This window comes from Streptomyces thermolilacinus SPC6, from assembly GCF_000478605.2.
Classification (GTDB): Bacteria; Actinomycetota; Actinomycetes; order Streptomycetales; family Streptomycetaceae; genus Streptomyces; species Streptomyces thermolilacinus.
In genome coordinates, this window is the sequence record NZ_ASHX02000001.1 from 3,041,846 (window position 1) to 3,068,534 (window position 26,689).

At 74.7% G+C, this 26,689-nt stretch carries 22 protein-coding genes, 5 tRNA genes and 1 riboswitch; of the genes, 13 read left to right on the forward strand and 14 right to left on the reverse strand.

The features are described from left to right. Nucleotides 1-107: 107 nt before the first annotated feature. From J116_RS13040 to J116_RS13050, 3 genes are all read left to right on the forward strand, one after another. Nucleotides 108-899, forward strand: coding sequence for a TetR/AcrR family transcriptional regulator (locus tag J116_RS13040; RefSeq protein WP_023587515.1), 792 nt, complete (start codon nt 108-110; stop codon nt 897-899). Between the two features lie 247 nt (nt 900-1,146). Next, nucleotides 1,147-3,234: a sigma-70 family RNA polymerase sigma factor gene (locus J116_RS13045; RefSeq protein ID WP_028964007.1), complete on the forward strand. Its 2,088-nt coding sequence runs from the start codon at nt 1,147-1,149 to the stop codon at nt 3,232-3,234. An 8-nt stretch (nt 3,235-3,242) separates the two neighbouring features. Continuing rightward, nucleotides 3,243-3,779, forward strand: coding sequence for a hypothetical protein (locus J116_RS13050; RefSeq protein WP_023587517.1), 537 nt, complete (start codon nt 3,243-3,245; stop codon nt 3,777-3,779). A gap of 9 nt (nt 3,780-3,788) precedes the next feature. Here J116_RS13050 and J116_RS13055 read toward each other — a convergent pair whose 3' ends face one another. Continuing rightward, complete coding sequence (locus J116_RS13055) at nt 3,789-5,906, reverse strand: asparagine synthase-related protein (protein ID WP_023587518.1); 2,118 nt, start codon at nt 5,904-5,906, stop codon at nt 3,789-3,791. Between the two features lie 923 nt (nt 5,907-6,829). Here J116_RS13055 and J116_RS13060 point away from each other — a divergent pair. The 5 genes from J116_RS13060 to J116_RS13080 all read left to right on the forward strand — a co-directional run bounded on the left by J116_RS13060 (nt 6,830) and on the right by J116_RS13080 (nt 12,642). Continuing rightward, complete coding sequence (locus J116_RS13060; RefSeq protein ID WP_028964010.1) at nt 6,830-8,398, forward strand: hypothetical protein; 1,569 nt, start codon at nt 6,830-6,832, stop codon at nt 8,396-8,398. Nucleotides 8,399-8,603: 205 nt separating this feature from the next. After that, entirely contained in the window at nt 8,604-9,794 is a 1,191-nt protein-coding gene (gene lhgO, locus J116_RS13065) for an L-2-hydroxyglutarate oxidase (RefSeq protein ID WP_028964011.1), read from the forward strand. Nucleotides 9,795-9,907: 113 nt separating this feature from the next. After that, nucleotides 9,908-10,795, forward strand: coding sequence for a tRNA (guanosine(46)-N7)-methyltransferase TrmB (gene trmB / locus J116_RS13070; protein ID WP_028964012.1), 888 nt, complete (start codon nt 9,908-9,910; stop codon nt 10,793-10,795). Between the two features lie 224 nt (nt 10,796-11,019). Then, nucleotides 11,020-12,303 carry a PrsW family intramembrane metalloprotease gene (locus J116_RS13075; protein ID WP_051203737.1) on the forward strand — a complete coding sequence of 428 codons (1,284 nt, stop codon included), beginning with the start codon at nt 11,020-11,022 and terminating at the stop codon, nt 12,301-12,303. Between the two features lie 132 nt (nt 12,304-12,435). Continuing rightward, a complete protein-coding gene (locus J116_RS13080) occupies nt 12,436-12,642 on the forward strand; it encodes a hypothetical protein (protein WP_028964014.1) in 207 nt (68 codons plus the stop codon). A 390-nt stretch (nt 12,643-13,032) separates the two neighbouring features. On the opposite strand, the gene J116_RS13085 is transcribed toward J116_RS13080, so the two are convergent. Further along, on the reverse strand, nt 13,033-14,130 hold the full coding sequence (locus J116_RS13085; RefSeq protein WP_023587522.1) for a M23 family metallopeptidase: 1,098 nt from the start codon (nt 14,128-14,130) through the stop codon (nt 13,033-13,035). A gap of 12 nt (nt 14,131-14,142) precedes the next feature. Then, a riboswitch (cyclic di-AMP (ydaO/yuaA leader) is annotated at nt 14,143-14,278 on the reverse strand. A gap of 326 nt (nt 14,279-14,604) precedes the next feature. Further along, nucleotides 14,605-14,678 (reverse strand) — tRNA-Met (locus tag J116_RS13090). A gap of 228 nt (nt 14,679-14,906) precedes the next feature. Between J116_RS13090 and J116_RS13095 the strand changes: the two genes are divergently transcribed. Next, nucleotides 14,907-15,422: a DUF5994 family protein gene (locus J116_RS13095; RefSeq protein ID WP_023587523.1), complete on the forward strand. Its 516-nt coding sequence runs from the start codon at nt 14,907-14,909 to the stop codon at nt 15,420-15,422. 93 nt (nt 15,423-15,515) lie between these two features. Here the strand turns inward: J116_RS13095 and J116_RS30130 are convergent, their stop codons facing one another. From J116_RS30130 to J116_RS13120, 6 genes are all read right to left on the reverse strand, one after another. Continuing rightward, complete coding sequence (locus J116_RS30130) at nt 15,516-15,689, reverse strand: hypothetical protein (RefSeq protein ID WP_023587524.1); 174 nt, start codon at nt 15,687-15,689, stop codon at nt 15,516-15,518. Nucleotides 15,690-15,716: 27 nt separating this feature from the next. Continuing rightward, complete coding sequence (locus J116_RS13100) at nt 15,717-16,073, reverse strand: PRC-barrel domain-containing protein (protein WP_023587525.1); 357 nt, start codon at nt 16,071-16,073, stop codon at nt 15,717-15,719. A gap of 300 nt (nt 16,074-16,373) precedes the next feature. Then, nucleotides 16,374-16,446, reverse strand: a tRNA-Lys gene (locus J116_RS13105). A gap of 153 nt (nt 16,447-16,599) precedes the next feature. Continuing rightward, the gene (locus J116_RS13110; protein ID WP_023587526.1) at nt 16,600-18,795 is read right to left on the reverse strand and encodes a DEAD/DEAH box helicase; all 2,196 of its coding nucleotides are present in this window, start codon (nt 18,793-18,795) and stop codon (nt 16,600-16,602) included. 276 nt (nt 18,796-19,071) lie between these two features. Then, complete coding sequence (locus tag J116_RS13115; protein ID WP_023587527.1) at nt 19,072-19,758, reverse strand: hypothetical protein; 687 nt, start codon at nt 19,756-19,758, stop codon at nt 19,072-19,074. Between the two features lie 79 nt (nt 19,759-19,837). Next, the gene (locus J116_RS13120; protein ID WP_023587528.1) at nt 19,838-20,188 is read right to left on the reverse strand and encodes a metallopeptidase family protein; all 351 of its coding nucleotides are present in this window, start codon (nt 20,186-20,188) and stop codon (nt 19,838-19,840) included. 78 nt (nt 20,189-20,266) lie between these two features. On the opposite strand from J116_RS13120, the gene J116_RS13125 reads away from it, so the two are divergent. The 4 genes from J116_RS13125 (at nt 20,267) to J116_RS13140 (ending at nt 22,451) form a co-directional block, all read left to right on the forward strand. Beyond that, nucleotides 20,267-22,027 (forward strand): metallophosphoesterase family protein, encoded by a 1,761-nt coding sequence (locus tag J116_RS13125; protein ID WP_235617344.1) that lies wholly within the window; start codon nt 20,267-20,269, stop codon nt 22,025-22,027. 138 nt (nt 22,028-22,165) lie between these two features. Continuing rightward, a tRNA-Glu gene (locus J116_RS13130) sits at nt 22,166-22,238 on the forward strand. Nucleotides 22,239-22,277: 39 nt separating this feature from the next. Further along, nucleotides 22,278-22,352, forward strand: a tRNA-Asp gene (locus tag J116_RS13135). Nucleotides 22,353-22,374: 22 nt separating this feature from the next. Then, nucleotides 22,375-22,451: transfer RNA gene (locus tag J116_RS13140), tRNA-Phe, on the forward strand. A gap of 64 nt (nt 22,452-22,515) precedes the next feature. On the opposite strand, the gene J116_RS13145 is transcribed toward J116_RS13140, so the two are convergent. The 5 genes from J116_RS13145 to J116_RS13165 all read right to left on the reverse strand — a co-directional run bounded on the left by J116_RS13145 (nt 22,516) and on the right by J116_RS13165 (nt 26,555). Further along, entirely contained in the window at nt 22,516-23,718 is a 1,203-nt protein-coding gene (locus J116_RS13145; RefSeq protein WP_023587530.1) for a site-specific integrase, read from the reverse strand. Beyond that, nucleotides 23,718-23,915 (reverse strand): helix-turn-helix domain-containing protein, encoded by a 198-nt coding sequence (locus J116_RS13150; RefSeq protein ID WP_023587531.1) that lies wholly within the window; start codon nt 23,913-23,915, stop codon nt 23,718-23,720. The genes J116_RS13145 and J116_RS13150 overlap by 1 nt, the downstream gene beginning before the upstream one ends. A 236-nt stretch (nt 23,916-24,151) precedes the next feature. After that, nucleotides 24,152-25,291, reverse strand: a complete 1,140-nt coding sequence (locus J116_RS13155) for a DUF3631 domain-containing protein (protein WP_023587532.1) — start codon at nt 25,289-25,291, stop codon at nt 24,152-24,154. Continuing rightward, the gene (locus J116_RS13160; RefSeq protein WP_023587533.1) at nt 25,288-25,629 is read right to left on the reverse strand and encodes a hypothetical protein; all 342 of its coding nucleotides are present in this window, start codon (nt 25,627-25,629) and stop codon (nt 25,288-25,290) included. The genes J116_RS13155 and J116_RS13160 overlap by 4 nt, the downstream gene beginning before the upstream one ends. Further along, nucleotides 25,626-26,555, reverse strand: a complete 930-nt coding sequence (locus J116_RS13165; protein ID WP_023587534.1) for a bifunctional DNA primase/polymerase — start codon at nt 26,553-26,555, stop codon at nt 25,626-25,628. The genes J116_RS13160 and J116_RS13165 overlap by 4 nt, the downstream gene beginning before the upstream one ends. Between the last annotated feature and the right edge of the window lie 134 nt (nt 26,556-26,689).

Consider the following 26,689-nt stretch of genomic DNA (forward strand, 5'->3'; position numbering starts at 1 on the left):
GTCGGGGTGCCGGGTCGTCGCGTGTGACCTGAGCGTTGTGGGCCGGGCCCCGGGTGTCAGGGCGGGGAGTCTCCGGGGGGAGACGTCGAAGCAACCGGGGGAAACACATGCATGTTCAGGATTCGCATGGGCAGACGCGTGCCGCGCAGACCGTCGGCGGGATGACCGCGCCGGGCGGTGTGGGCACGGTCGGCACGGTGACGGGGATGGCCGGATCCGGTGTGGCCGGGTCCGCGCGTCCCGCGCCGCTCCGCGTGGACGCCCAGCGCAACCTCGAGCACGTCCTGCGCGCGGCGCGCGAGGTGTTCGGCGAGCTGGGGTACGGGGCGCCGATGGAGGACGTGGCGCGCCGGGCCCGGGTCGGTGTCGGCACGGTCTACCGGCGGTTCCCGAGCAAGGACGTGCTGGTCAGGCGAATAGCCCAGGAGGAGACGGCGCGGCTCACCGAGCAGGCGCGGGCCGCCCTGGGGCAGGAGGACGAACCCTGGTCGGCGCTCGCCCGGTTCCTGCGCACGTCCGTGGAGTCGGGTGCCGGGCGGCTGCTGCCGCCGCAGGTGCTGCGGGTCGGTGTGGACGTGGAGGAGACGCCCGCGCCGGACGACGCCCGGGTGCCGCACCAGCGGGGCGTGGCCCCGTCGGGGGGCCTGCGGGTGGTGACGCCGCGCGCGGTGCCGGTGGCCGAGCTGGACGACGCGGGCGCTGCGGAGCTGCTGGACGTGGTGGGCCGGCTGGTCAACCGCGCCCGGGAGGCCGGGGAGCTGCGGCGGGACGTGACGGTCGCGGACGTGCTGCTGGTCATCGCGACGGCGGCTCCTTCCCTGCCGGACGCGGCGCAGCAGAGCGCGGCGTCGGCGCGGCTGCTGGAGATCCTGCTGGAAGGGCTCCGGTCGCGCCCCTGAGGGGAAGGCGGCGACGAGTGGCCGTGGAGCGCTGCGACGGGTGGCCGTGACCGCCACGCGGGCCGTGGGGCCCTGCGGCCCGGCCGTGACGGGGGAGCCTACTCCGAACATGTGCCCGCAGGCGGGCGGGCGGGGAAGATCCGCCCCGGACGGGTGGTTGGCCAGCCCGTGCCCCCGGCCGTTCGGGGGCGCTGTGGGAACCTTGGCCGGTGTTCCGGTCTGAGGTTGGGTACGGGGGGCGGTCGCGGTGAACGGTGACGGTGGCGACGAGCCGCTCGGCGGCACCGACGCGGTCGGTTCGGCCGGTGGACGGCACTCGGCGCAGGTCCCGGCCCAGGGCGGCCGGGGGCCGGGCAGGGGCGGGTCCCGCGCGGACGAGCCGGGCATCCCGCCGCAGCGCGCCCGCGTCCGGCCGCTGCGGCCCGCCGCGCCCCCCGGCGACGGCGCGGGGCCGCGCGGCGAAGCGGGACCGGACGCCGGGGCGGATGCGGACGCCGGTGCCGATTCGGTGCTGCCGCCGCCACTGGAGCTGCCGCCGGCCGACGCGGAGCTGGTCCAGCGGATGCGGGGCGGTGACGACTCGGCGTACGAGGAGCTGTTCCGGCGCCACTCAGGGGCGGTGCTGCGGTACGCGCGCACCTGCTGCCGGGACCGGCACACCGCCGACGACCTGACGGCGGAGGTGTTCGCGCGGACGCTTCAGGCGGTGCGGCGCGGCGCCGGTCCCGAGCAGGCCGTGCGGGCCTATCTGCTGACGACCGTGCGGCATGTCGCCGCGGCCTGGACGAAGACGGCCAAGCGGGAGCAGCTGGTCGAGGACTTCGGGGCGTTCGCCGCGGAGGCGGCGCGGGCGTCGGAGCTGACCGACGAGGACACGGTCGAGCTGGGCGCCGATGTGCGGGCCATGCAGGAGGCCGAGCAGTCGCTGGCCCTCCAGGCGTTCCGGTCGCTGCCGGAGCGGTGGCAGGCGGTGCTGTGGCACACGACCGTCGAGGAGGAGTCGCCGAGCAAGATCGCGCCGCTGTTCGGGCTGACCGCGAACGCGACGGCGGTCCTGGCGAGCCGGGCCCGCGAGGGGCTGAAGCAGGCGTACCTCCAGGCGCACGTCAGCCAGTCCCTGACGGCCGGCGGCGACTGCGCCCGGTACGCCGACCGGCTCGGCGCGTACGCGCGCGGCGGGCTGCGGATGCGGGCCGAGCGGGGGCTGCGCAGGCATCTGGAGGAGTGCGCGAAGTGCCGGCTGGCGGCTGGTGAGCTGGAGCAGGTCAACGCCGGTATCCCGGCGCTGCTGCCGGTCGCGGTCATCGGCTGGTTCGCCACCGGGTACGCGCTGAAGGCGGCGGGGGTCGTCGCCGGGGGCGCCGCGGGTGCGGCGGGTGCCGGTGCGGCGGCCGCGGCGACCGGCGCGGCGTCCGGGGCGGCCGGTGCGTCGGGAGGTGCCGCCGCCGGGGGCGCCGCTGGTGGCGCCGCCGGGGGTGCGGCCGCCGAGGGGCTGGGCGCGCCCGCGAAGGCGGGTATCGCGGCGACGCTGGCCGTCGCGGCGACCGCCGGGCTCGTGTGGGCGCTGTCCGGCGACCCCGGTCCCGTACCGAAGCCGGTGGCGCGGCCGCCGGTCGCGCGGCCCGTCGTACCGCCCGTGGTGGAGCCGCCGGCGCCCGCGCCGCAGCCGCCACCGCCGCGGATGGAGCCCGTGTCGGCGCCGAAACCCGCCCCGGAACCGCCCGTGACGCCCACGCCCACCCCGACGCCGACGCCGAGCCCCACGCCGACGCCGACACCGACGCCCGCGCCGTCGAAGCCCTCGCCGTCCCCGACACCGACCCCCACCCCGACGCCGACGCCCACCCCGACGCCCACCCCGACGCCCACCCCGACGCCGGCCCCGGCGCCCGAACCGGCCACGTACCGGGTGGGGCACCTGAAGTACGACGTGTTCGGCGACCGCACCGGGCCCGAGCTTCGGCTCGGCGGGTCCGGCTGGGTGTGGCAGCGCTCCGGTCTCTCCATCGGCGGCACGACGTACGGGCACGGCATCACCGTGCACCCGCGCTCGTCGGTGATCGTGGACCTGAACCAGGAGTGCTCCACGTACCAGGCGTTCGTCGGGGTGGACGACATGTCGAAGGGGCTCGGCTCGGTCCGCTTCTCCGTGTGGGCCGACGGGGTGCGGCTGTGGCAGTCGCCCGTGGTGGACGGCGGCGACCCGGCGGTGCCGGTGCGCGTCGGCATCGCGGGCCACGAAACGATCCGGCTGGTGACGGAGCCGTCCCGGCCGTCGGGCGCGATGGCGCTGGCCGACTGGGCGGACGCCCGGATCAGCTGTACGGGAGGATGAGGAAACTGATGGATCTGTCGTGCGACGAGCCGGTGACGGTGCGGGAGACCGAGGACACGCTGTTCGGGGTGGTGACGGTCGAGCTGGACACCGCCGCCGGGCTGGTGGACGTCCGCGGCGACACGGTGCCGCAGGTCGTCGTGCGCCGCGCGGACGGGGTGGCCGACGTGGACGCGCACATACCCGTCGGCACCCGCGACGGGGCGCTGCTGTCGCTGGCCGTGGACGGCTGCGCGATGCGGGTCAGGCCGGGCAAGGGGCGGCTGACCAGGCGTTCCTTCCGGGTGGACGTGACGTACGAGGGTGTCGTGTACCGGCTGGTGCCCGACGCGCTGACGGAGAGCCGGCTACTGCGGGACGGGAAGCCGATCGGGCGGTTCTCGTCGGACGGCGACGGGATCGTGCTGGCCGAGTGGGAGGACGGCGCGCGCGTACGGGCGGTGGAGGCGGCGCTCGGGTACGCCCTGGCGGCCGCGTTCGGCACGGGGGCGCAGCCCATGTGGATGCTCCTGCTGGACGCGCTCGGAGACCTGCTGCCCGGCTAGCGCCAGGGGTTACGAGCGGAGGGTCGGCCGGGACGGTACGCCCGCGGCGACCGCGCGGCGGCGGGGCGCGGCGGTGCCGGTCCAGCAGGTGCCGCGGCGGGCCAGGAGGCGGTGCAGCCACAGCTCGGTGGAGACCAGGTCGGCGATGCCGTCCAGCGGGACCGGTTCGCCGTCGGCGGCGGCGCGCAGGGCGGTGCGGACGACCCGCGCCTCGATGAGCCCGGCGTCCGCGAGGAGCGGCGCCTCGAACAGGCGGAGCAGCTGCGGCAGGGCGACGCGCAGCCCGGCCCGGACGGCCGCCTGGGAGGGCGTGTGGGTGGGGGCGCCCCAGCCGGGCGGCAGGTCGTGGATGCCGCTGCCGGCGAGGACGGCGCGCAGCACGTCGGCGCGGGCGCCCGGCCGTACCCGCAGCGATTCGGGGAGGTCGCGGCAGGCCCGTACGACCTGGTTGTCGAAGAACGGGGCGTGCAGGCGCTGGCTGCGGACCTCGGCGGCCTGTTCGAGGACGCGGTGGTCGGCGGCGTACCGGGCGAGCGCGGCGCGGGCGCGGGCCTCGCCGGGGCGCTGCACGGACGTGGGGCGGGTCGCGGCCTGGTGGAGGCGAACCGATACTTCCGCGAGCGCCTCCCCGGTGAGCCAGCGGGCGGCGGGCCCCGGCCGGGACCAGGCGAGGGCGGCGAGGGACGCGTCGAGCGGGCCCGGGGCGGTCGTCCCGGTGGCGAGGCCCCGGTTGGCCTCGAGGAGGCGCCCGGCGGCGGCTTCCAGACCGGCGCGGTACGGGGTCCGGGCGAGGCGGCGGGCGGCCCGGTACACGGTGATCGGCACCAGCAGCGAGCCCGCCGTCGTGCCGGTCGCGCGGGCCAGGGCGGTGACGGGGCGCAGCAGGTGGCGGCGCCTGCGGTCCATCAGCAGGTCGGCGAGGCGCGCCGGGTGGGCGTCGAGGACCTGGCGGGCGCCGTGCCCGGTGAAGTGGTCGGCGCTGCCCGCGGCGAGGCGGCGGCGGTGGCGGGCGGCGGTGACGAGCGCGGGGCCCGGCTCGTCGGTGAGCGGCACGTCCAGGTCGGCGTACGGGAGGGCCTCCTCGGTCGCGGTGACGACGACGTGGTGGAGGCGCGGGTCGTCGGCGAGGGCGTGGGCGCGTTCGAGTTCGGCCGTGTGGGCCGGTTCGCGGGCGCTCGCGGTGAGGTCGTTGAAGGTGACGGCGAGGAGGCGTTCACCGGCGCCCGCGCCGCCCTGCCCGGTGATCGTGCCCGGTACGCCCGGCAGGCCCGCGGCGAGGAGGGCGAGGGTGCTGGAGGCGCTGCCGCCGGACAGGTCGGCGCCGATGCCGGGCGCGGGCGCCTCGCCCCGGGCGGCGCGCCGGTCGGCGGGGCCCATGCCGGGCACGGGCCCAGGGTCGGGCGGCAATGCGGCGGGGGCGTGGCGGGGGGCGGTGAGGCGGGCCCGTACGGCTTCGACGAGGGCGTCCCGTACGCCTTCGACGGCGCGGTCCGGGTCGAGTTGCGGCGCGGCGACGGCGAGGGAGGCGACCGGCTCGTACCCGGTGATCTCGCGGGAGCCCTCGCGCAGGACGAGGGCGTGGCCCGGCGGGACGCGTTTGACCCCGGCGTACGGGGTGGAGTCGCGCAGCGCCTCGGGCGTCTCGGGGCACGCGAGGAGCGCGGCGAGGTGGCCGATGTCGAGCTGCGCCTCGATGAGGTCGGCGAGGGGCAGAGCGGCGGTCGCGTAGGCGGTGCCGTTGGCCCAGGGGGTGTGGAAGACGGGGCGGGCACCGGCCAGGTCGGAGGTGACGGTGATGCGGCGGCCGGTCTGGACGACGGCGGTGTAGCTGCCGGGCCAGGCGGTGAGGTGGCGCAGCGCCCCGCCGCGCGCCGCGAACAGGCCGACTTTCAGCTCCTCGTCGGAGGCGGCGCAGCAGCCGAGCACGGCGAGGCGGACGTCGGGGGCGACGCTGACGACGCGCACCTCGTCGGGGCGCCAGTCGCCGACGGCCCAGAGCGGGTCCGGGTCGCCCCACAGCAGCTGGCCGCCGACGGGCTGCATGGTGGCGCCGTCGTCGGAGGGGCTGACCGCGCCCGCCGTGCCGAAGCTCGCGGCGATACTGCTCCACCCCACCAGCCAGCGCATCGCCGCCTCCACAGCCTGTGGACATCGTCAGCCACTCGCGGCCCGCCCGGCCCGTGCCGCTGGGGCGGCTGGTGCGACGGGGGTGCCGACGGAGACATGCTGCCACGACAACAGGCGCACAGGAGGTCGTCCGGGCGGCGCGCACGCAAACGGGAACGCGCCCCTGGCAATTGGCGGTGTGGTGACGGTGTGGGGGCGGTGTGCCCGCGCGCGGCACCCGGGCCTTCCGCGCGGCGGGCTGCGGGCGTCCGCCGGGGGCGGGTTCGGGTCCGCCGCGGGCGAGCCCGACGGGCTTGCCGCGGGCCGGTTCGCGGGCCCGCTGCGGCGGCTTCACGGGGCCGTCAGGAGGCGGGCTCCAGGTCCGCCGCACAGCGGGGGTGCGGGTCCGCCGAAAGCCGGTTCAGCAGCCCCGCGCGGGCGGGTGGTTCCCTTCCCGGACGGCCCGGCGGCTCAACTCCTGGCGGCGTCCAAGGTGTTCGACGGCCGGTCCATGGGCATCATTCAGCCAATCTCAACGCCCCGCACAACCGAGACGTTTGTCTGCCACTCCGATCTCGACGGTGATCCACGCGCGCGGCCCGGAGGGCGCTGCTCGCCCCCCGGACCGGTCCGCCGCCCGCGGGGAATGAGGCGACGGTGTCCCCCAGCCCGCTGGTTCCCGCCAGCGGGCCGACCCACGCGGCACCATGGAAGCGCCGCCCGGACGGCGGCAGCCAGAGCGCACGGACGGGCGCACGGCCACACGGCGGGAGCGCGGCGGCACGGAGCCGGGCGCACACGCCAACTTCCCGTACGCACAACAATCCCGCCATAGGGAACACCACCCCTTAACGGTAGGGATGCGGCGAACTACGCTGGGTTTACGAATGCCGCGCGCCTATGCCTGGCAGCACGGCGGCCGTCTGGGTGTCGAGGGGTGGCGCATGTCCAGGGAGCTACGCGGACCGAACGAGAAGCTCGGCACCGTTCTCGCCCTCGCCGGGATCAGCAACGCCGGCCTGGCGCGGCGCGTCAACGACCTGGGCGCGCAACGGGGCCTGACGCTGCGCTACGACAAGACGTCGGTGGCCCGCTGGGTGTCGAAGGGCATGATCCCGCAGGGCGCCGCGCCGCACCTGATCGCCGCCGCGATCGGCCAGAAGCTCGGCCGCCCGGTGCCGCTGCACGAGATCGGCCTCGCGGACGCGGACCCGGCGCCCGAGGTGGGGCTGGCGTTCCCGCGCGACGTGGGCGAGGCGGTGAAGTCGGCGACGGAGCTGTACCGGCTGGACCTCGCGGGGCGCCGGGCGGGCGCGGGCGGCATCTGGCAGTCGCTGGCCGGCTCGTTCTCGGTGAGCGCCTACGCGGTCCCCGCGTCCCGGTGGCTGATCACCCCGGCGGACCCGTCGGTGGAACGGCGCCCCAGGCGCGCGAAGGACGGCGACGCGGGCGGCGCGGGCGGCTCCGGCACGGGGGCCCGGGCCGGTACGGGTGCCGGGGCGGACGCGCGGGCCGGTGCCGGGGCGGGGGCCGGTGCGCAGGGGGCCGCCGTGCCCGTCGTGACGGTCGAGGAGCCCCCGCCGGAGGGCGGGCACGCGCGCGTGGGCCACAGCGACGTGGCGAAGCTGCGGGAGGCAGCCGAGGACGCCCGCCGCTGGGACTCCAAGTACGGCGGCGGCGACTGGCGTTCGTCGATGGTGCCCGAGTGCCTGCGCGTGGACGCCGCGCCGCTGCTGCTCGGCTCGTATTCGGACGAGGTGGGCAGGGCCCTGTTCGGCGCGACCGCCGAGCTGACCCGGCTGGCCGGCTGGATGGCCTTCGACACGGGCCAGCAGGAGGCCGCCCAGCGGTACTACATCCAGGCGCTGCGCCTCGCTCGCGCGGCGGCCGACGTGCCGCTCGGCGGGTACGTGCTGGCGTCGATGTCGCTCCAGGCCACCTACCGGGGCTTCGCCGACGAGGGCGTGGACCTGGCGCAGGCGGCCGTGGAGCGGAACCGGGGCCTGGCCACGGCGCGCACGATGTCGTTCTTCCGCCTCGTGGAGGCCCGCGCCCACGCCAAGGCCGGGGACGCGGCGGCCGCGGGGGCCGCGCTGAAGGCCGCCGAGGGGTGGCTGGAGCGGTCGCGCGACGGCGACGCCGACCCGTCGTGGCTGGGCTTCTACTCGTACGACCGGTTCGCCGCCGACGCCGCCGAGTGCTACCGCGACCTGAAGGCGCCGCGCCAGGTCCGCCGGTTCACCGAGCAGGCGCTGTCCCGCCCGACGGAGGAGTACGTGCGGTCGCACGGGCTGCGGCTGGTCGTCAGCGCCGTCGCCGAGCTGGAGTCGGGGAACCTCGACGCGGCCTGCGCGGCCGGTACGCGCGCGGTGGAGGTGGCCGGGCGCATCTCGTCGGCGCGTACGACCGAGTACGTACGGGATCTGCTGCACCGCCTGGAGCCGTACGGCGACGAACCGCGCGTCGCGGAGCTGCGCGAGCGCGCCCGGCCGCTGCTGACCGCCCCGGCGTAGCGGCCCGGCGCGACCGGCCCGGCGCGACCGGCCCGGCGCACGGGGCACGCCCCTGATCCGCTCCCGTGGCGCGCCGTGCGGAACGGCGTGCCACCTGGCGTGATCCATCTCCCACCGCCGCGCGCGCCTGGTTTAACGGCGTTGTCAGCGGGCCAGTGCACTATCGGGGTGGGAGGTGGCACAGGTGTCCGGGTTCGGCGGCGGCATGTTCGACTGCGACGTCCTGGTGGTCGGCGGCGGGATCATCGGGCTGTCCACGGCGTACGCGCTGTCGCGGGCCGCGCCCGGCACCCGCGTGACCGTCCTGGAGAAGGAGCCCGGCCCCGCCCGACACCAGACGGGGCGCAACAGCGGCGTCATCCACAGCGGCATCTACTACCGCCCCGGCTCCCTGAAGGCGCGGTACGCGGTGCGGGGCGCCGCCGAGATGGTGAAGTTCTGCGCCGAGTACGGGCTGCCGCACGAGGTGACCGGCAAGCTGATCGTCGCCACCGACCGCGCCGAGCTGCCCCGCCTCCACGCCCTGGTGCAGCGCGGCCGGGAGAACGGCATCCCGGTGCGCGAGCTGGGCCCGGCGCAGATCAGCGCGTACGAGCCGCACATCGGCGGCATCGCGGCGATCCATGTCGGCACGACCGGGATCTGCGACTACGGCGCGGTGGCGGAGCGGCTCGCCGAGGCGTCCGGCGCCGAGGTGCGGTACGGGGCGCGGGTCACCGCCGTGGACCGGAGGCCCTGGGGCGTGGCGGTGCGCACGGCGGACGGCGCCGTGGTGCGCGCGCGGGCGCTGGTGAACTGCGCGGGGCTCCACTGCGACGCGGTGGCGCGGCTCGCGGGCGACGAGCCGGGCATGCGGATCGTGCCGTTCCGGGGCGAGTACTACGAGCTGGCCAGGCCCGAGCTGGTGCGGGGCCTGGTGTATCCGGTGCCGGACCCGGCGTTCCCGTTCCTGGGCGTGCACCTGACGCGCGGCGTGGACGGCGGCGTCCATGTCGGGCCGAACGCGGTGCCCGCGCTGGCCAGGGAGGGGTACGGGCGGCTCGTCGTGCGCCCCGGTGAGCTGGCCGGGACGCTGGCGTGGCCGGGTACGTGGGCGATCGCGCGGCGCCACTGGCGGTACGGGGCGGGGGAGGTGCGCCGGTCGCTGTCGAAGGCGGCGTTCACGGAGGCGGTGCGGCGGCTGCTGCCCGAGGTGCGCCCCGAGGACCTGCGGGCGGCTCCGGCGGGGGTGCGGGCGCAGGCGGTGCTGCGGGACGGGACGCTGGTGGACGACTTCCTGATCCGGGAGGCGCCGCGCACGGTCCACGTGCTGAACGCCCCGTCCCCGGCGGCGACGGCGTCCCTGCCCATCGGACGCGAGGTGGCACGGCGGGCGCTGGCTCACCTGGACGGGTAGCGGGCGGGCGGGACGGCCTCCGGGGGCGGGGCGCCCCCCAGGCCGGGCGGCCTCCGGGCCGGGAGCTCGGGCCCGTGGGGAACGTGGGCCGGGTTCGTAGAATCGATAGCACTGTGTCCGAGAAGACCGCGTCGAGCACGCCCCCCACGTCCCCCGCCCCCGAGCCGACCGCCCCCGGGCCCACCGCCTCCGGGACCGGCCCCGAGCCCACCGTGTCAGGGGCCGCGCCCCGGTCGACGACCGCGTCCGGGGCCGTTCCCGCGTCCCGGCGCGGGAGCCGGATGTTCCCCGACGGGACCGGGCCGTCCCCCGATCCGGCCGGTTCGCACTTCGAGCGCCGCATCCGCAGCTTCCAGCCGCGCCGCAGCCGCGTCACCACCGGCCAGGCCGACGCGCTGCGCCGCCTGTGGCCGCTGTGGGGCCTCGACATCGACGGGCGGCGCGTCCTCGACCTGGACGAGATGTTCGGGGGGCTCCCCGTCGTCCTGGAGATCGGTTTCGGCATGGGCGAGGCCACCGCGCGGATGGCCGCCGCCGACCCCTCCACCGGCATCCTCGCCGTGGACGTCCACACGCCGGGCCAGGGCAACCTGCTGGGCCTCGCCGAGCGCGACGGCCTGACCAACGTGCGCGTCGCGAACGGCGACGCGATCATCCTGCTCCGCGAGATGCTGCCGCCCGCCGCGCTCGCAGGGGTCCGCGTGTACTTCCCGGACCCGTGGCCGAAGAAGCGGCACCACAAGAGGCGGCTGATCCAGCCGGAGTTCCTGAGCCTGGTCGCGACCCGGATGAAGCCGGGCGCGGTGCTGCACTGCGCGACGGACTGGGAGCCGTACGCGGAGCAGATGCTGGAGGTGCTGACCGCGCACCCGGGCTTCGTGAACACCGTTCCCGACGGCGGATACGCGCCACGACCGGACTTCCGGCCGCTGACGCGGTTCGAGGGGCAGGGCCTGGAGAAGGGCCACGTCGTCCACGACCTGCTCTTCGCCCGCGCGTAACAGACCTGCGCGCCGCCCCTGCCGTATCCCCCTGCCGCAACAGACCTGCGTAACAGCCCTGCCGTAACTGTCCACAACGCGCTCGCGCACTGTCAGTGCGGCCGTCTAGGGTCGATCGGGTGTCAGATTCGCACGCGCCCCGCCTCGATCCGCGGCCCCCTGCGCCGGGAGCACCGGCCGGCCACGCCCGGTCGGCCGACCACGCCCAGTGGGCCCAGCCGGCCATCCCGGCGTACGACCCGCGGCCGTCGTTCGACGCCGTGCCGGAGCGGGCCCGTTGGCGGTACAAGCCGAGGGGCCGGTTCTGGCGCAGCAGGGTGGTGCGGCTTTCGGCCGTGTGCCTGGTGCTCGCGCTGTGCGCCCTGGTGATCCTGGCGCTGGTGCGGGAGCAGACGGGCACGACGGGATTCCTGGTGGGGCTCGGTCTGGCGCTGCTGCCGGTGCCGCTGCTGATGGCGGCGTTCCGCTGGCTGGACCGGGTGGAGCCGGGCCCGTGGAAGAACCTGCTGTTCGCGTTCTCCTGGGGGGCGTTCGCGGCGGCGCTGGTCGCGATCCTGGCCAACACGCTGGCGACGCGCTGGATAGCCACGGCGACGGCGGACCCGACGTCGGCGGACACGCTCGGCGCGACCGTCGTCGCCCCGGTGGTGGAGGAGAGCGCGAAGGCCGCGGCGATCCTGCTGATCTTCCTGTTCCGGAGGCGGGACTTCACGGGCCTGGTGGACGGGGTGGTCGTCGCCGGGTTCACGGCGACGGGCTTCGCGTTCACCGAGAACATCCTGTACCTGGGCAGCGCGTTCGGTGAGGACCAGGAGTTCGGGACGGCGGGCCTGGAGTCGGTGACGGCGGCGACGTTCTTCGTACGGGTGGTGATGTCGCCGTTCGCGCATCCGCTGTTCACGGTGCTGACGGGCATCGGCTTCGGCCTCGCCGCGATGACGGCGCGCCGTCGCAGGGTGGTGCGGACGCTGCTGCCGCTGCTGGGGCTGGTCCTCGCGATGGGGGTGCACGCGCTGTGGAACGGCTCGACGACGTTCGGGCCGTGGGGGTTCATCCTCGTGTACGGGGCGTTCATGCTGCCCGCGCTGGGGCTGCTGACGTGGCTGGCGATATGGACGCGGCAGCGGGAGCTGCGGACGATATCGGGTGAGCTGCCCGCGTACGCGGCGGCGGGCTGGCTCTCCGCCGACGAGCCGCTGGCCCTGTCGTCCATGCGGGCGCGGAGCCTGGCCCGGTCGTACGCGGCGCGCGCGTACGGCCCGGCGGCGGCGCGGACGGTGGGCGAGTACGAGGCGTTCGCGACGTCCCTGGCGTTCCTGCGCCACCGGGCGCGGCGGGGCGTGACCGACCGGGACTTCACGGCCCGCGAGCAGGAGCTGCTGCACCACCTGTGGCAGCGCAAGGCGGTGGCGGCCCCGTCCCTGACGTTCGCCGCCCGCGCCACCGGCCGCGTCTGGACGCCACCGCCCCACCGCGACTACGCGGCGTACAACCCGTACCGGCACTGAGCCGCACGGGTTCCGCGCCCGCCGCACGTACCGGTACCACCGCGCTCGGCGAAACCCTCCTAGGAGCGGGCCCGGAGCGATACCTCCGGGGTCCCTCACACACCATCGCCACGCGGGTGTCCAGGGGACGTCATGAACGAGCAGCCGCACCAGCCGTATCCGCCCCGGCCGGGCCCTTACGGGCTCCACCCGCCGCCACAGCCGCCCCGGCCTCCGCAGCGCAAGGGCCTCTCCGCCGGCGCCGTCGTCGCCATCACGCTCGGCGGCGTCGTCGGCGGGCTGCTCCTCATCCGAACCGTCGCCGGGCTCCTGACCGGCGGTACGGGGGCCGGGCCGTAGCGCGGTACTCCCGCCGTGGCGGCCACGGGGAAGGCCTCCGTGCTGTTCGGCGACCCGGTCCGCGCTCCGGTGTCCTGAGGCGAGCCGGTCGTACGGCCGACGGCGGGGAAAGGACCGGCAGCCCTGGCGTCGGGGGGTGTGCCGCCAGGGCTGCCGGGGTACACGGGTGGCGCGACGGGGCCGCGCCGTGGTGGGCGGTGGTTCGCGCCGGGCGCCGCGGTGGGGCGGCGCCGAGGGTGGGCCGGCCAAGGTCGGGCCCGAGGCCGTCGGGACGCGGCCCGGGGCCGTCGTGGCCGCAGGCCGGGCTCGGGGGCCGCGGGTACGGGCTCGGGGGCCGCAAGGCCGGGCTCGGGGCCGCAGGGTCGCGCGGGGAGACCTCGGGCTCCGGGGTCAGACCGTGAGGCCCTTGCCGCGCAACCAGGCCAGGGGGTCGATGCCGCCGCCGGACGGGGTGTGGACCTCCATGTGGAGGTGCGGGCCCGTGACGTTGCCGGTGGCGCCGACGCGGCCGATCGTCTCGCCGGTGCTGACGGTCTGTCCGGCGCTGACGGTCATGGAGGACAGGTGGCAGTACCAGATCTCGGTACCGTCCGAGAGCTCCAGCACGATGCGGTAGCCGTACGAGCCCGACCAGCCCGCCGACTTGATGGTGCCTCCGTGCACGGCGTTGGCCGGGGTGCCCGTGGGGGCGGCCAGGTCCAGGCCGGTGTGGTAGCCGGAGGACCACATGGAGCCGGCCTGGCCGTACGTCGAGGTGATCGTGTACGAGGAGGTCGGCAGGGCGTAGCTCGCGGCGAGCTTGGCCAGGCGCTCCGCCTCGGCCTTCGCCGCGGCTTCCTGCTCCGCGCGCTTGCGCTCCGCCTCGGCGGCCTTCGCGGCGGCCTCGGCGGTGGCCTGCTGGGCGGCGGCCTCCTGCGCGGCCTTCTCGGCGGCGGCCTTCTCAGCGGCGGCCTGCGCCTCGGCCTCGGCGGACGCCTGCTGCTGCTCGACCTGCTGGAGGATGCGCGTCCGCAGCGCCTCGCCGGCGTCGGCCTCGGTCCCGGCGCCCTGGGCGTCGGCGGCGGCCTGATCGGCGGAGAGCGTCAGCGTGGCGAGGTTGGACGGGGCGGGGGCCTCCTCGGCCGTGTCGGCCTTGCCGTCCGCGTCGTCACTGATGAGCGCGCCGACGCCGGGCAGCGAGGACGCGTCGGGGAGGTTGACGTCCGGGAGGGATATGGCGACGCGCGGCTTGTCGTGCGCGGTGGCCATGCCGCCCGCTCCGACGGCGGCGATGACGCCGACCCCGAGGACCGTGGAGCTGCGGGCGAGACCGCCGCGCTGCTTGACGACACGGTGCCGGCCCCGGACGGGGCGGACGGTGTCCTCGGTGGGGTTCCACTCGACGGTGGCCGCGGGGGCGGCGGCGTCCGGGATTCCCGAAACCGTGGGATGGCCGATCGGGTCGTACGAGCCGAAGGGGGCTTCGGGGGCAGGCCTGTTGGACGCCACGGAGGCGTACTCCTTTCCTTCCTTCACCGCCTACCGGGTTAGCTGACGGGTTCGGAGCAGGAAGGTCTCCTACGGGCCGGTGAGGGCCCGATTCACCCCAAGTGTGGTGGTTCCCCGGTTCCCTTGCGGGATTCGGCGCATGCGCACGGCGCCGTCTTTGCGACGACTGGGACGACCGCGCTGCGTTATCGAACGTTAATAGAAGCGAGGGCCGTATTCCAAGCCGTTCCTGTGGATGCCTCGTCCACACACCGGAGCACCAAGGCCCCAAAAACGGACAAGGCAGAGCGAACTGACCCTCGATCAGGCGATCGCGGCCCCGAAAAGCCCTAATCGAGTTTCTGACTGGTTGTCAACCGCTATGGCGCAGCGCGCCTCTCCGCTCACACGGCGTGCGGGCCGCCCGCCTCGGGCAGATGGTGCCCGGAAACGCCGAAGGCCGGATCTCCGAGAAGATCCGGCCTTCGGTTTCAGTAGCGGGGACAGGATTTGAACCTGCGACCTCTGGGTTATGAGCCCAGCGAGCTACCGAGCTGCTCCACCCCGCGTCGGTGAACACCACCTTACGCCATCCCGGAGGGGGTCGTTTACCAATAAGCGGCCGGCCGCCCGAAGATCTTCCCCAGACCACCCGCGAACCGGCTCCGACCGCCCGCCGACCAGCCCCTTTCACCGGAAGCAGGGTGGGCGGCCGGCCCCGCACGGCGGAGTACCGTGGAAGAGGGTGAACGTCCGGTTCGCCGCAGGGACCGGACCCGTAGACAGGCGAACTCACCATGGCCGACTTCGAAACTCCTCCCGCCTCCGGACGCCTCCCGGACTCCGTCCACGAGGCGGTGAGGCCCGGCACGGCGCTCGTGCGGCTGGAGACGACGGGCTCCCGCGAGGGCGTGCTCGACGGGGCGTGGTGGCCGAGGTCCCGCGACATCGGGGAAGAGCTGCCGGCGCTGGTACGGGCCCTGAGCCAGCACCTGGGGCCGATCACCCGCGTGGGCCTGGACGCCGCCGCGTGGGACGAGCTCCCTGTCAGGCTGGTCGTGGACGACCGGGTGGTGCACATCGCCTCGTTCCCCGTCGGCGACGACACCGTACTGATCACCCGCGGCGACCGCGACCACTTCTCGCTGCTGGTGGTCCCCCCGCACGCCACCACCGAGGCCGCGCGCGCCGCCATGGCCCAGGCGGTACGGCCGGACAACGTCACCCAAGCGGTACAGATCCTCATCGACACGGCCACGGACGACGGCACCGGCACGGACGGCGCAGGCATGGACGAGGGCCCGCGGGCCTGACACGCCCCGCCGTCCGCGCCCAGCCCCCCGCGCCCAGCCGCACCGCCCGGCCCTGCCACAGCCCCTGCCACCCACGCCGATGGCGCCCTACGGCTACCGCACCGTGCGCCCGCGGGTGCGCCGACGCGACAGGAACGCGCCGAAGAAGATCAGGTCGGCCACCAGCAGGACGGCGCCGATGACCAGCAGGTACATCAGCCCCTCCACGGCGATGCCGATGAGGCCGAGCACAACGGCCACGAGGATCAGGAACAGGAAGATCGCCATGCTGGAACTCCTCCGTGACGGTCCGGTTCAGCGGCGGGCGAGTCGCCGCTCGCCCGCGGCACCGGGCTGGTAGGCCAAGCCGTAGTGGTGGAAGACGACCTCCTCGTCCTCGGCGGCCAGCACGTCGTCGAGGCCGATCGCTGGGGCCTTGCGGACCGTCCCCTTGTCGTACGGCACCCTGACGTACCCCGGCCCGACCGTCGCGTCGTCCAGCGGGACGAACACCAGGCGCTGCCGGGTGGGCAGGCCCGTTCGGATGGTCGCCATGGCGGGCTCGTCCGTCGTCGTGTCCACGTAGACCGCCTCCAGGGAGCCGATCTTGTGCCCCTTGGGGTCCACGACGTCCCGGTTCCGCCACTCGCGGATGTCTGCTGAATGGATCATGCGGTCTGCTCCCCTGGTCGGGCCACACTCCGGGCAGAGCCTCCAGCAGCGCCGCTCCACGGGACGCCGACGGCACGACGGCGCACCCACCCTGCCTCTGTCACCAGCCTGCCGCGCCACGCCCGCCCCCGCCACACGAGCCCGCGCGGACACCCGGTCAGAGCCCGTCGGGCCCGGCCCCGGGCACACAGGTGATCGGCTCCAGCCGTCCGCCCCCGGACACACGAGTGCCCCGGCCGGAAACGTCCGGCCGGGGCAACGGGACCCGTGGGCGGAGCCGCCGAGCGGCTCCCGGACCAGTAGGCCCTGTGGGACTCGAACCCACAACCAATGGATTAAAAGTCCACTGCTCTGCCAATTGAGCTAAGGGCCCGTGACGGGTCATCCCCGAGCATAGCCCGCCGGGACGCCTGAGCCGATCGGGTATCGGCACAACACCCGCTTCCGGCGCGTCCCGCATGGCGGACGGGCCCGCACACGGCACGTGAGTGTCGTGTACGGGCCCGTCCAGGGGACCTACGGCGCGTCAGCCGTTGCGCTTCCAGCGCGGCTTGTCGTCGCGGCGGCCGAACGAGGACGAGCCGGAGCCCGTACCGCGGTGGTCGTCACGACGGTCGTCGCGGCGGCCGTACGGGCGGTCGTGGCCGCCGGCGCGGTGGCCGCCCGCCGGGCGGTCGTCGCGGCGGTCACGGTTGAACGGACGGTCGGGGCGGCGGAACCCGCCACGGTCGCCACCGCGGTCGTCGCGACGGTCGCGGTTGAACGCGGGGCGCTCGTCGCCACGGTCGCGGTTGTTGTACGACGGGCGGTCGTCGCGGCGGAAGCCACCACGGTCCCCACCGCGCTCGCCGCCCCGCTCGTCACGGTCGCGGTTGTTGTACGACGGGCGGTCGTCGCGGCGGAAGCCACCACGGTCGCCACCGCGGTCGTCACGGCGGTCACGGTTGCCGTACGACGGACGCTCGTCACGACGGTCCCGGTTGAACGACGGACGGTCGTCGCGGCGGAAGCCACCACGGTCACCACCGCGCTCGCCGCCCCGCTCGTCACGGTCGCGGTTGTTGTACGACGGGCGGTCGTCGCGGCGCTCGTACGACGACGGGCGCTCCTCGCGCTGGGCGGGGACGGACACCGTCACGTCGGCCGGGGCCGCGGCCGGGGCGGCAGCCGCCTCGGCGGCCTCCGCGAGGGCCTTCTCCGGGTCCTCGCCCCGCTCGCGCGCGGCGCGGGCCACCAGGCGGTCGGCCTCCTCGCGGAGCTCGGTCGCGCGGCGCTGCATGCGCTCCAGCTGCTTGGCCAGGTCGGCGACCTCGCGCTCGGCCTGCTTGGCGGCGTTGCTGGCCGAGTCGGCCTGAACCTCCGTCAACGACCGGGCACCGGTGATCTCGGCGACCTCCGGGTCGAACGCGCCGCCCTGCCCGATGATGTGGCGGGAGGCGTCGACACCGGCGTCCTCCATGAGGCGGAAGATCTGGCGGCGCTGGTGCGGCAGCGCCAGGGAGACGACGACACCGGAGCGGCCGGCACGCGCCGTACGGCCCGAGCGGTGCAGGTAGTCCTTGTGGTCGCCCGCCGGGTCCACGTTCAGCACCAGGTCGATGCCGTCCACGTGGATGCCGCGCGCGGCCACGTCCGTGGCGACGAGCACGTTGACGTACCCGTCCTTGAAGTCGGCCAGCGTCCGCGTACGGGCGCCCTGCGTCATGCCGCCGTGCAGCGCGTCGGCCTTCACACCGGCGTCGCGCAGCTGCTCGGCGACGCGGTCGGCGCCCAGCTGGGTGCGGACGAAGATGATCGTGCGGCCCTTGCGCGCGGCGATCGCGGCCGTGACCGGCGCCTTGTCCTTCGGCTTCACGACGAGGACGTGGTGGGTCATGGTCGTGACGTTGCCCTGGGCGCTGTCGACCTCGTGGTTGACCGGGTCGTTCAGGTAGCGCTTGACCAGCGTCGCGATCTCGTTCTCCATGGTCGCGGAGAAGAGCATGCGCTGGCCGCCCGACGGGACCTGGTCGAGCAGCTCGGTGACCTCGGGCAGGAAGCCCAGGTCCGACATCTGGTCGGCCTCGTCGAGCACCGCGACCTGGACCTGCTCCAGGGAGCAGGCGCCGCGGTTGATGACGTCGCGCAGGCGGCCCGGGGTGGCGACGAGGACGTCCACGCCACGCTCCAGGGCGTAGATCTGGTTGCCCATCGACGTACCGCCGCAGACGACCTTCATCTTGAGGCCGAGCACGTCGCCGTACGGCTGGAGGGCGTCCGCGACCTGCATCGCGAGCTCGCGGGTCGGGGTGAGGATGACGCCGCGGGGCTTCTTCTTCTCGGTGTGGCCGGACGCCAGGGTGGCGAGCAGCGGCAGACCGAAGGAGAGGGTCTTGCCGGAGCCGGTGCGGCCGCGGCCGAGGATGTCCTTGCCGGCCAGGGCGTCCGGGATGGTCGCGGCCTGGATCGGGAACGGGACGGTGACGCCGTTCTGGGCGAGCTTGCGGACGACGCCCTCGGGGAGGCCGAGGTCGGCGAAGGTGGCGGTGTTCTCGGCGTCGCCCTCGTCGTCGGCGCCGGAGCCGGAGGCGGCGGTGTCGGCGGGGGCGGTGTCGGCGGCGGTCTCCTCGACCGTCGTCTCCTCCGCGGCGGCGACAGCGGCCTGCTCGTCGGTGATGGTCTCGGTGATCTGGGCGATCTCGGCGTTCTCGTTCAGAACGGCGTCAGTGCTGGAAATGGACATGCGAAATGCGAAACCTTCCGGAGTCTCGGCACGCGCCCGTCAACTCCGTGTTTCGCTGCTTAGCAAATCGACCGCCTCGATGCGGTCAGCCACGGCAAGGGAGAGTACGCGCCACACGGCGCGCTTCGGTTCACGGCGCCGGGCAAATGGGATCAAACGATCTACCACCATACGCACCTTCCCCCACTCAGCGCAAGCCGCCTCCCGCCGGTCGGGCGAGATCTGCGTCACGCGGAGGCCCCGCGCCCCTCACGGCGACGCGGAGCGCGGCGGGCGTCACGCGGGCGCGGCCTGGGGGGACGCGGCGGGCTCCAGCCAGTCGGCTGGAGAGAAGGGGGCGCCCATCGCGTGGGCGCGGGTGTCGGCGGACGGCGATTCGGCGGGCGGCTCCGTCGGGCCCGACGTGGGCGGCTCGCTGGCCTGCGGCGGGCTCGTGGGCGTCGGCTCCGGCGGAGTGGCGGGCTCGGAGGGCGACGGGGCCGTACCGCCCGGGCCCGTACCGCCGTCGTGGCCGTCCGACCCACCGCCCGTACCGCCCGGGCCCCCGGCCTGGCCGCCCGCACCGCCCGTACCCGCGGTACCGCCGCCGGGGCCGGGCCCGGCGGCGGTACCGGGCGTGGGCCCGCCGGGGCCCGTACCGCCGCCGGGGTCACCGCCCTTGCCGGGTGCCGGGTGCTGGGAGGCCGGCCCGGAGGGCGCCGGGGACGGACCGTGGCCGCCCGCGCGGTCGCCGCCCGCCGCGCCGCCGGGGCCGCCCACGCCGCGCGGCTCGTGCCCGCCGCCCGTCGTGGCCATCTCCGCGTCCCGCTCGGCGGCCGCCGCCCCCGACGGGTCCACCGCCTCGCTCGGCAGCGGCCTGGCGCTCTCGTCGGACACGCTCATGCAGCCGCTGACGGAGCCGGCGGAGGCCACGACCGCCACCGCGGTGACGGCCCATCGGACAGGTGCGGGCAGCTGGCGCACGGGGGCACCTCCAGGCGGACGGGGTTTCCCTGACCAACTCCCCGCGCCCCGTGGGGGACACGCCCGGACGGCCTACCGGTCAGCCGTACCCCAGTTCGTGCAGCCGCGCGTCGTCGATGCCGAAGTGGTGGGCGATCTCGTGCACGACGGTGATCTCCGTCTCGGCGACCACGTCCTCGCGGGACTCGCACATCCGCAGCGTCGGCCCCCGGTAGATGGTGATCCGGTCGGGCAGCACACCCGCGTACCACTCGCCCCGGTCGGTGAGCGGCGTCCCCTCGTACAGCCCGAGCAGGTCGGGGTCGTCGGCGGACGGCTCGTCCTCCACGAACACGGCGACGTTGTCCATCAGCCGGGTGAGCTCGGCCGGAATCCGGTCGAGCGCCTCGGCCACCAGTTCCTCGAACTCCTCGCGCGTCATCTCCAGCACTCGGCCATTGTCGTGGATGAGGGGCGCGTACGGGCGCGTACGGGCATAGCCGCGCGCCCCGCCGGGCATACGGCCCCAATGGCCCGAGCAGTCGCCCGTACGTCGTACGTCCGTATCGCCCGAGCCCTGCGCCGCATGGGGCGCCGTGTGAGGGGCCGGTCAGGGGGCGGGGACCCGGTCACCACCGGCCCCTCCCGCCGCTCCCCCTCCTCCCGCCTCCTCCGCCGTACCGGCTCCGCCGCGCGCCCCGGCGGTCCCGCCGCCGCGCCCCACCCCCTGCTCCGGGCCCTCGGCCTGGTCGCCGTGGTCGTCGCCGGGGCGTGGCTCGGCCTGCTGGTGGTCGGCAGCGTGCGAGCGCCGGTCGGGCCGATGGACACGAGCATGACGCTCCGCCCGTCCCTGAGCGGCGGCACGAAGATCAACGTCTCTCCGCTGGGCGCCCTCGAACTGGACTCCCACACCGCGCCGATCCGGCTCGACGTGGACGTGGACCAGCTCGACCCGGTCCGCGCCCAGGCCCTGGTGCAGCACCCCGAGCGGATCTCCGGGCTCCAGGAGGAGATCGTCGCGGACGTCGGGGACGGCGCCCGCGAGCTGGCCCTGCGCTCCTGCGTCGCCGTCGTCTCGGGCGCCGCCGCGCTCGCCCTCGTCGTGTACCGCCGCCCGCGCCGCGCGCTGGCGGCCGGCGGGCTGGCGCTGGTGCTGCTCGCGGTGTCGGGCGTGTCCGCGTACGCCACCTGGAACCCGAAGTCCGTACTGGAGCCGCGCTTCTCGGGGCTGCTGAGCAGCGCCCCCTCGGTGGTCGGCAGCGCGCGGTCGATCGTCACCGAGTTCGACGTGTACCAGAAGGAACTGGCCCGGCTCGTCACGAACGTGACGAAGCTGTACGACGCGACCTCGTCCCTCCCGACGTACCAGCCCGACCCGGCGACCATCCGCGTCCTGCACGTCTCCGACATCCATCTGAACCCGGCGGCGTGGCACATCGTCGCCTCGCTCGTGGAGCAGTACGACATCGACCTGATCATCGATTCGGGCGACACGATGGACCACGGCAGCGCCGCCGAGAACGTCTTCCTGAACCCCATCGGGACACTCGGCGCGCCGTACGTGTGGGTGCGCGGCAACCACGACTCGGCGGTCACCCAGGAGTACCTGGAGGACATGCGGAACGTCCACGTCCTGGACGGCGGGCGGGCGGTCACCGTCGCCGGGGTGCGGGTGGCCGGCATCGGCGACCCGCAGTTCACACCGGACCGGACGGTCGTGCCGGCCGGGGACGACGCGGAGCGGGCCGCGGGCAGCCAGCTGGCCGAGTCGCTGCGCGCGCAGGCCCGGGCGGGCACCCCGGTGGACATCGCGGTCGCCCACAACCCGGTCGCCGCGCACCAGACGGACGGGGCGGTGCCGCTGGTCCTGGCCGGGCACGTCCACCGGCGGGTCAACGAGGTGCTGCCGAACGGGACCCGGCTGAAGATCGAGGGCTCCACGGGCGGCGGCGGGCTGCGTGCGGTCGAGAAGGACCAGCCGGAGAAGGTCCACGCGTCGGTGCTCTACCTGGACCGGGACACGCGTCGGCTCCAGGCGTGGGACGAGATCACGCTGGGCGGTCTCGGCCTGACCACGGCGGAGGTGGCGCGCCGCGTCCCGGACGAGGTCCTCCCGGGCACCTCCCCGACCCCCGCCCCCACGAGCCCGGGCCCCACCGCCACGCCGGGCAGCCCGACGGCCACGCCCGGCGGCCCGACCGCTCCGGGGTCGGGCAGCCCCACGGGACCCTCCCCGTCCCCGACGCCGGCGCAGCCGCCCCGCCCGTCCGCACCGGCGCCCCGCCCGTGAGGCCACGCGGACGGGAGGCGCGGGGCTCCGCGAGTCGGCTCACGGGGCCCCGCGTAAACCGTTTTGGCGAACCGTCCTCCCATCCCATATGCTTCTCACGTCCCCGACGCGCTGACGAGGCGCCCAGGCGGGCCTTTAGCCCTCATCGTCTAGTGGCCCAGGACGCCGCCCTTTCAAGGCGGTAGCACGGGTTCGAATCCCGTTGGGGGCACGCTTTACCTTGTGCGAGACTAGTGCTCGCGCGATGCTTGGTCCTGTGGAGCAGTTTGGAGTGCTCGCCACCCTGTCAAGGTGGAGGCCGCGGGTTCAAATCCCGTCAGGACCGCTGTGACTCGCAAGAGTCACGTGGCTGGGTAGCTCAGTTGGTACGAGCGTCCGCCTGAAAAGCGGAAGGTCGCCGGTTCGACCCCGGCCCCAGCCACCAGCCGATAGGCCCCGTCTCCGGACGGGGCCTATCGCCGTTTACGCCAACCGGTACGCCAACGGGGTCACGACAGGGCGTCCCCGAGCTTTCGCAGGGCCTTGCGCTGCTCGTCCAGCGACGCGTGGGCGTAGACCTTCATGGTCACCCCGATGTCGCTGTGCCCGACGATCTGCCGGACGATGTGCGGCGGCACGCCGAGGTCCAGCAGCAGAGACACCGCCGAGTGACGCAGATCATGGAAGCGAATGTCTAGGCCCAGACGCTTCCGGAGCGGATGCCAGCTCCGACGCAGGTTGTCCGGCTCCAGCGGCGTCCCGATCCGAGACGTGAACACCAACCCGTGTTCCCTCCATTCGATGCCAGCGGCGGCCCGCTCCTGCGCCTGTCGCTCCTGGTGGTCCAGCAGAGCCTTGACCACGAATGGCGGAAGGGGGACGGTCCGCACGGACGACAGCGTCTTCGGCTGCACCAGCCTCAGCGCCCCATCGACCCGCTGGAGGGCCCGCTCCACGATCAGGGATTCCCGATCGAAATTCACTGCGTCCCACCGGAGCCCCAGGAGTTCCCCCCGGCGCATCCCCATGACCAGGGCGAGGACGTACAGAGCGTGCAAGCGGTCGCTCTCCGACTCCCGGAGAAGTAGCCGGGCCTCTGCGATGCTCAGGCCTTTTCCGGAGCTGTACGCGGGCGTGGGGGCCTGAACGAGCTGGGCGATGTTCCGAACGATCAGCTCTTCCCGGACAGCGTTCTGGAGCGCGTTCCGCAGTACCGCGTGGATGGACTGCACCATGCGACGGGAGAGCAGCGTTTTGCAGCACTCCCCCGCTGCGCAGCACTGCGGCTCCGGCCGCTCGTTGTCCCACCCGTGCTTGCAGCACTGGCACTCGGCCGCGACCCTCGCCAGCCACGTCCGGACCTCCGCTGCCCTCAGGGTCCGGATCTTCTTCCGGCCCAGCCCCGGCACGAGGTGCACCCGAACAACGCTCTCGTACCCCTGGTAGGTCTTGGGGCGCCGGTGCACCTTGACCACCTTGGCGAGCCAGTAGGACAGGTAGTCCTCCAGGTTCATGTTCGTGTCCGGGACAGGGATGCCCTGGTTTTCCTGCGCCTGCAAGTCCGTGATCTTCGCGCGGACCTCGTCGCGGGTCTTGCCGTACACGGACACCCGCTTCCGGATGCCGCCGGTCGTCGTTACGTACACGCGACCGTGGTAGGTCCCATCCTTTCGGATGGTGATGCTTCCTTCGCCATTGGCGCGCTTGGCCACTACGCGGCCTCCCTGAGTCGGTCCTGAATGAAGGTGTGCAGCGCGTCGGCCGGCACTCGCCGGGACGCGCCGATCTTGAAGCTCGCGAGCTGCTTGGAGCGGATGAGGTCGTAGACCTTGAAGCGGCTCAGCCGCAGGGCCGCCATGACCTCCGGAACGGTCAGCGCCTCGTGGCTGGTCGGCAGTGCGGTGCTCATCGGAGTGCCTCCTGATGGGCCGGGCCCTCTTCGGCCCTCTTCTGGGAAGTCCGCTACTTCCGCTACCTCCGCTACCGCCCTGGTCAGGGGCGTGATCGTGGTAGCGGATGGTGGTAGCGGTAGCGGATGGGTGCCGCTACCGGCCCGCCGGGCGGGGGCGGGCGGGTAGCGGCTGCACGGGGCGCGGTAGCGGATGATTCGGGGTCGTCCGCTACCGGTTTCGGGGCTGTGACCTGCTAGGTAGCGGAGGTAGCGGATGTAGCGCTTCCTGCGGGGGGCGGGGGGCAGTAGCGGGCCCACGCGTCGGCGAGGTCGGCCGCGTAGTACCCCTTGAGGACCCCCGTGCCGGACTTGATGTTCCGGGCGGCGATGGGGGTGTTGTCGCCGGTCATGTACTCGCGGAGCATCTTCGCCAGCCCGCGCGCGTCCAGGGGCCTGCCGCCCATGTCGGCCCACGGTGCCTCGTCCAGGCTGTGGAGGCGGTCGAGGATGGCGACGGTGGGCAGGCGATCGATGCCGGGGAACACCTGGTCGCGCAGGTCGGTCAGCAGGCGGATGCCGATGCTGCCCTTGTCGTCCTGCTTGGCCGCGTTCACCAGCTCCACGCACGCCGTCCGGGCCCGTTCGGGCCAGGCGCCACCGGCCGCGTCGGCAACCGCGATGAGCGGTTCCCACACGTCGGCCGGGCGGTCGGTGACCTCCTCGGGCATAACGGGGAACACGCCATCGACCTTCGGGCGGACGTGGTCGGCCCACGCGGCGAGCTGGTCGCGCAGGGCGTGGCCCTGGGCGGTGTGGACGCGGGCCCGGAACGGTTCGGCCTTCTCGTTGCGGGCGCGGCGGCGCATGCGGACGATGACGGACCGGGTCAGGATCGTGTCCGGCAGCGAGCCGAGACCCGCGACCGCGACGGCGCAGTACGAGGGGAACGCCACGACGCTCTGGTTGCCGCCGTCCCCGACGCACCGGTAGGTGACCCCGGAGCGGCGGTGCCCGGCGTTCAGGAAGCCGCGCAGCTCCTCGTTCTCCCCGGCCTTGGGGCCGAAGACGGTGTCGATCTCGTCGAACAGGATCGTGGGGCGCCCCTCCGCGCCGGACACGGCCCGGAACAGGGCGGCGGCCGACGCGTTCACCGCCACCATCGGCTGCGGCACCAGCGTCTCCACGATCTCCAGCGCCCGCGACTTCCCCGACCCCGGCTCCGGGGACAGGAACGCCAGGCGTGGCGTGGAGTCGAAGCAGTCCAGCAGGTGCGCGTGCGCGTCCCACAGGGCGACGGCGACGTAGGCGGCTTCGGTGGGGAAGACGTTGAAGCGCCGGTGGAAGGCTTCGACCTCGTTCAGCAGGGCCGCCCCGTCGATGTGCTGCTGAGTCATGCGGCGGTCCTCTCGGTGTGGTGGCGCAGGGGGCAGGCTGTGCGGTGGGCGGTGTGCTCTTCGATCAGGGCGAGGACGCGGCGGTGGCCGATGGCGGAGCGGTTGCGGCCGCACGCGCACACCGACGTGGCCGTGGGCACGGCGCCGCGTCCCGGCGCGGTGATGTGGAGCATGCCGACGATGCGGCGGCCGTCGCCCGGGTGCGGGTCAGGACTGAAGAGGACGCCTTCGGCGGCGACCTTCGGCGCACCACCGCCGCCACGGGCCGGGGCCGGTCCGGCGGGGCGCGGGTGGCTGGTGGTCGGGGTGAGGCTTTTCAGGCGGGGGCGGGGGCTCATGCCGCCTCCCTCGGGCGGGCGGTGCGAATCGTCCAGTCGAGTGCTGAGCGGATGGTGGCGCGGCACTCGGCTGGCGGCAGTCCCGCCGCCTCGCCCGCCTCCTGAAATGCCTCCTCGGCCACGTGCCGGGGGATGTCGCCCCACGCGACGAACCGCCCCACCGCCCTCGCGCCCCGCAGCAACGCGGCGTTCCTGCCGCCCTCCAGCGTCACGGCGACGGCGGCGGTCTCGCGCTCCAGCGCCACCTGAGCGACCCGCGACACGTCCCGGTGAACGACGGGACGGAGGCGGACCGGGGTGGGCTTGCTCGGCGCCCGGAGCATGTCCAGGAGCCAGGCAGGGAGTTCGAGGACGGGCCGGTCGTCCACCACCTCGTACGCCGTGCCATGGACGGTGCTGCCGGGGGCGACGACGTAGCCGCCCCACGCACGCGTATCGACCAGCGGCGCCAGCGTCCCGGCGGTGTTCCTCAGGCGCACCCCGGCGGGGGCGCGGAAGTACAGGTGCTCACCACCGCCCGCAGTCCGCACCCGGAAGGTGGCCGGGACGGCGTGCCCGGCGCGCTCGCAGAGCGCCCCGAAATTCGCCGCGCCGTCAGGCGCGCCCGAACATCCCTTGCCCTTGGGCGCGTCCAGATCGATCACGACCAGCCCGGACGGGCCGGTGGCGACGCCGACGTTGAACGCCCCCGCCGACCAGGCCGCGCGGATGCGGCCGGGGTCGGTGGTGGCGCGCTGCTCCCACTTCACGTGCCCACCCGCGCAGGCGCCGGTACGCGGGCACTGCGCCTCGTGGTGGAGGGCGGGCCGCTTGGCGCCAGGGCGGAGCGGGAAGACGTGCCAGCCCTTCCGGGCAGCGTCCAGGGCGGCGTCGGCGACGTGGCGCGCCCGGGCGCCGTCTCGCCGGATGGGGTCGGGATGGGTCATGCTGGAAGACCTCCGTAGGTCTGTAGCGGACTGGGAGAAGAGGGCGGCCCCGGACTTTGGCGAGTGGGGGCCGCCTTCATGCGGAATGGCTTGTGGTGGGTGTTCAGGGAGGCGGGAGTACCCCCCTCGCCGGG

Coding starts and splice junctions, on each gene's coding strand:
- J116_RS13040 (WP_023587515.1), top strand. CDS start 108: ATGCATGTTCAGGATTCGCATGGGCAGACGCGTGCCGCGCAGACCGTC.
- J116_RS13050 (WP_023587517.1), top strand. CDS start 3,243: ATGGATCTGTCGTGCGACGAGCCGGTGACGGTGCGGGAGACCGAGGAC.
- J116_RS13055 (WP_023587518.1), bottom strand. CDS start 5,906: ATGCGCTGGCTGGTGGGGTGGAGCAGTATCGCCGCGAGCTTCGGCACG.
- J116_RS13060 (WP_028964010.1), top strand. CDS start 6,830: ATGTCCAGGGAGCTACGCGGACCGAACGAGAAGCTCGGCACCGTTCTC.
- lhgO (WP_028964011.1), top strand. CDS start 8,604: ATGTTCGACTGCGACGTCCTGGTGGTCGGCGGCGGGATCATCGGGCTG.
- J116_RS13080 (WP_028964014.1), top strand. CDS start 12,436: ATGAACGAGCAGCCGCACCAGCCGTATCCGCCCCGGCCGGGCCCTTAC.
- J116_RS13095 (WP_023587523.1), top strand. CDS start 14,907: ATGGCCGACTTCGAAACTCCTCCCGCCTCCGGACGCCTCCCGGACTCC.
- J116_RS30130 (WP_023587524.1), bottom strand. CDS start 15,689: ATGGCGATCTTCCTGTTCCTGATCCTCGTGGCCGTTGTGCTCGGCCTC.
- J116_RS13100 (WP_023587525.1), bottom strand. CDS start 16,073: ATGATCCATTCAGCAGACATCCGCGAGTGGCGGAACCGGGACGTCGTG.
- J116_RS13110 (WP_023587526.1), bottom strand. CDS start 18,795: ATGTCCATTTCCAGCACTGACGCCGTTCTGAACGAGAACGCCGAGATC.
- J116_RS13125 (WP_235617344.1), top strand. CDS start 20,267: ATGGCCCGAGCAGTCGCCCGTACGTCGTACGTCCGTATCGCCCGAGCC.
- J116_RS13150 (WP_023587531.1), bottom strand. CDS start 23,915: ATGAGCACCGCACTGCCGACCAGCCACGAGGCGCTGACCGTTCCGGAG.
- J116_RS13155 (WP_023587532.1), bottom strand. CDS start 25,291: ATGACTCAGCAGCACATCGACGGGGCGGCCCTGCTGAACGAGGTCGAA.
- J116_RS13160 (WP_023587533.1), bottom strand. CDS start 25,629: ATGAGCCCCCGCCCCCGCCTGAAAAGCCTCACCCCGACCACCAGCCAC.
- J116_RS13165 (WP_023587534.1), bottom strand. CDS start 26,555: ATGACCCATCCCGACCCCATCCGGCGAGACGGCGCCCGGGCGCGCCAC.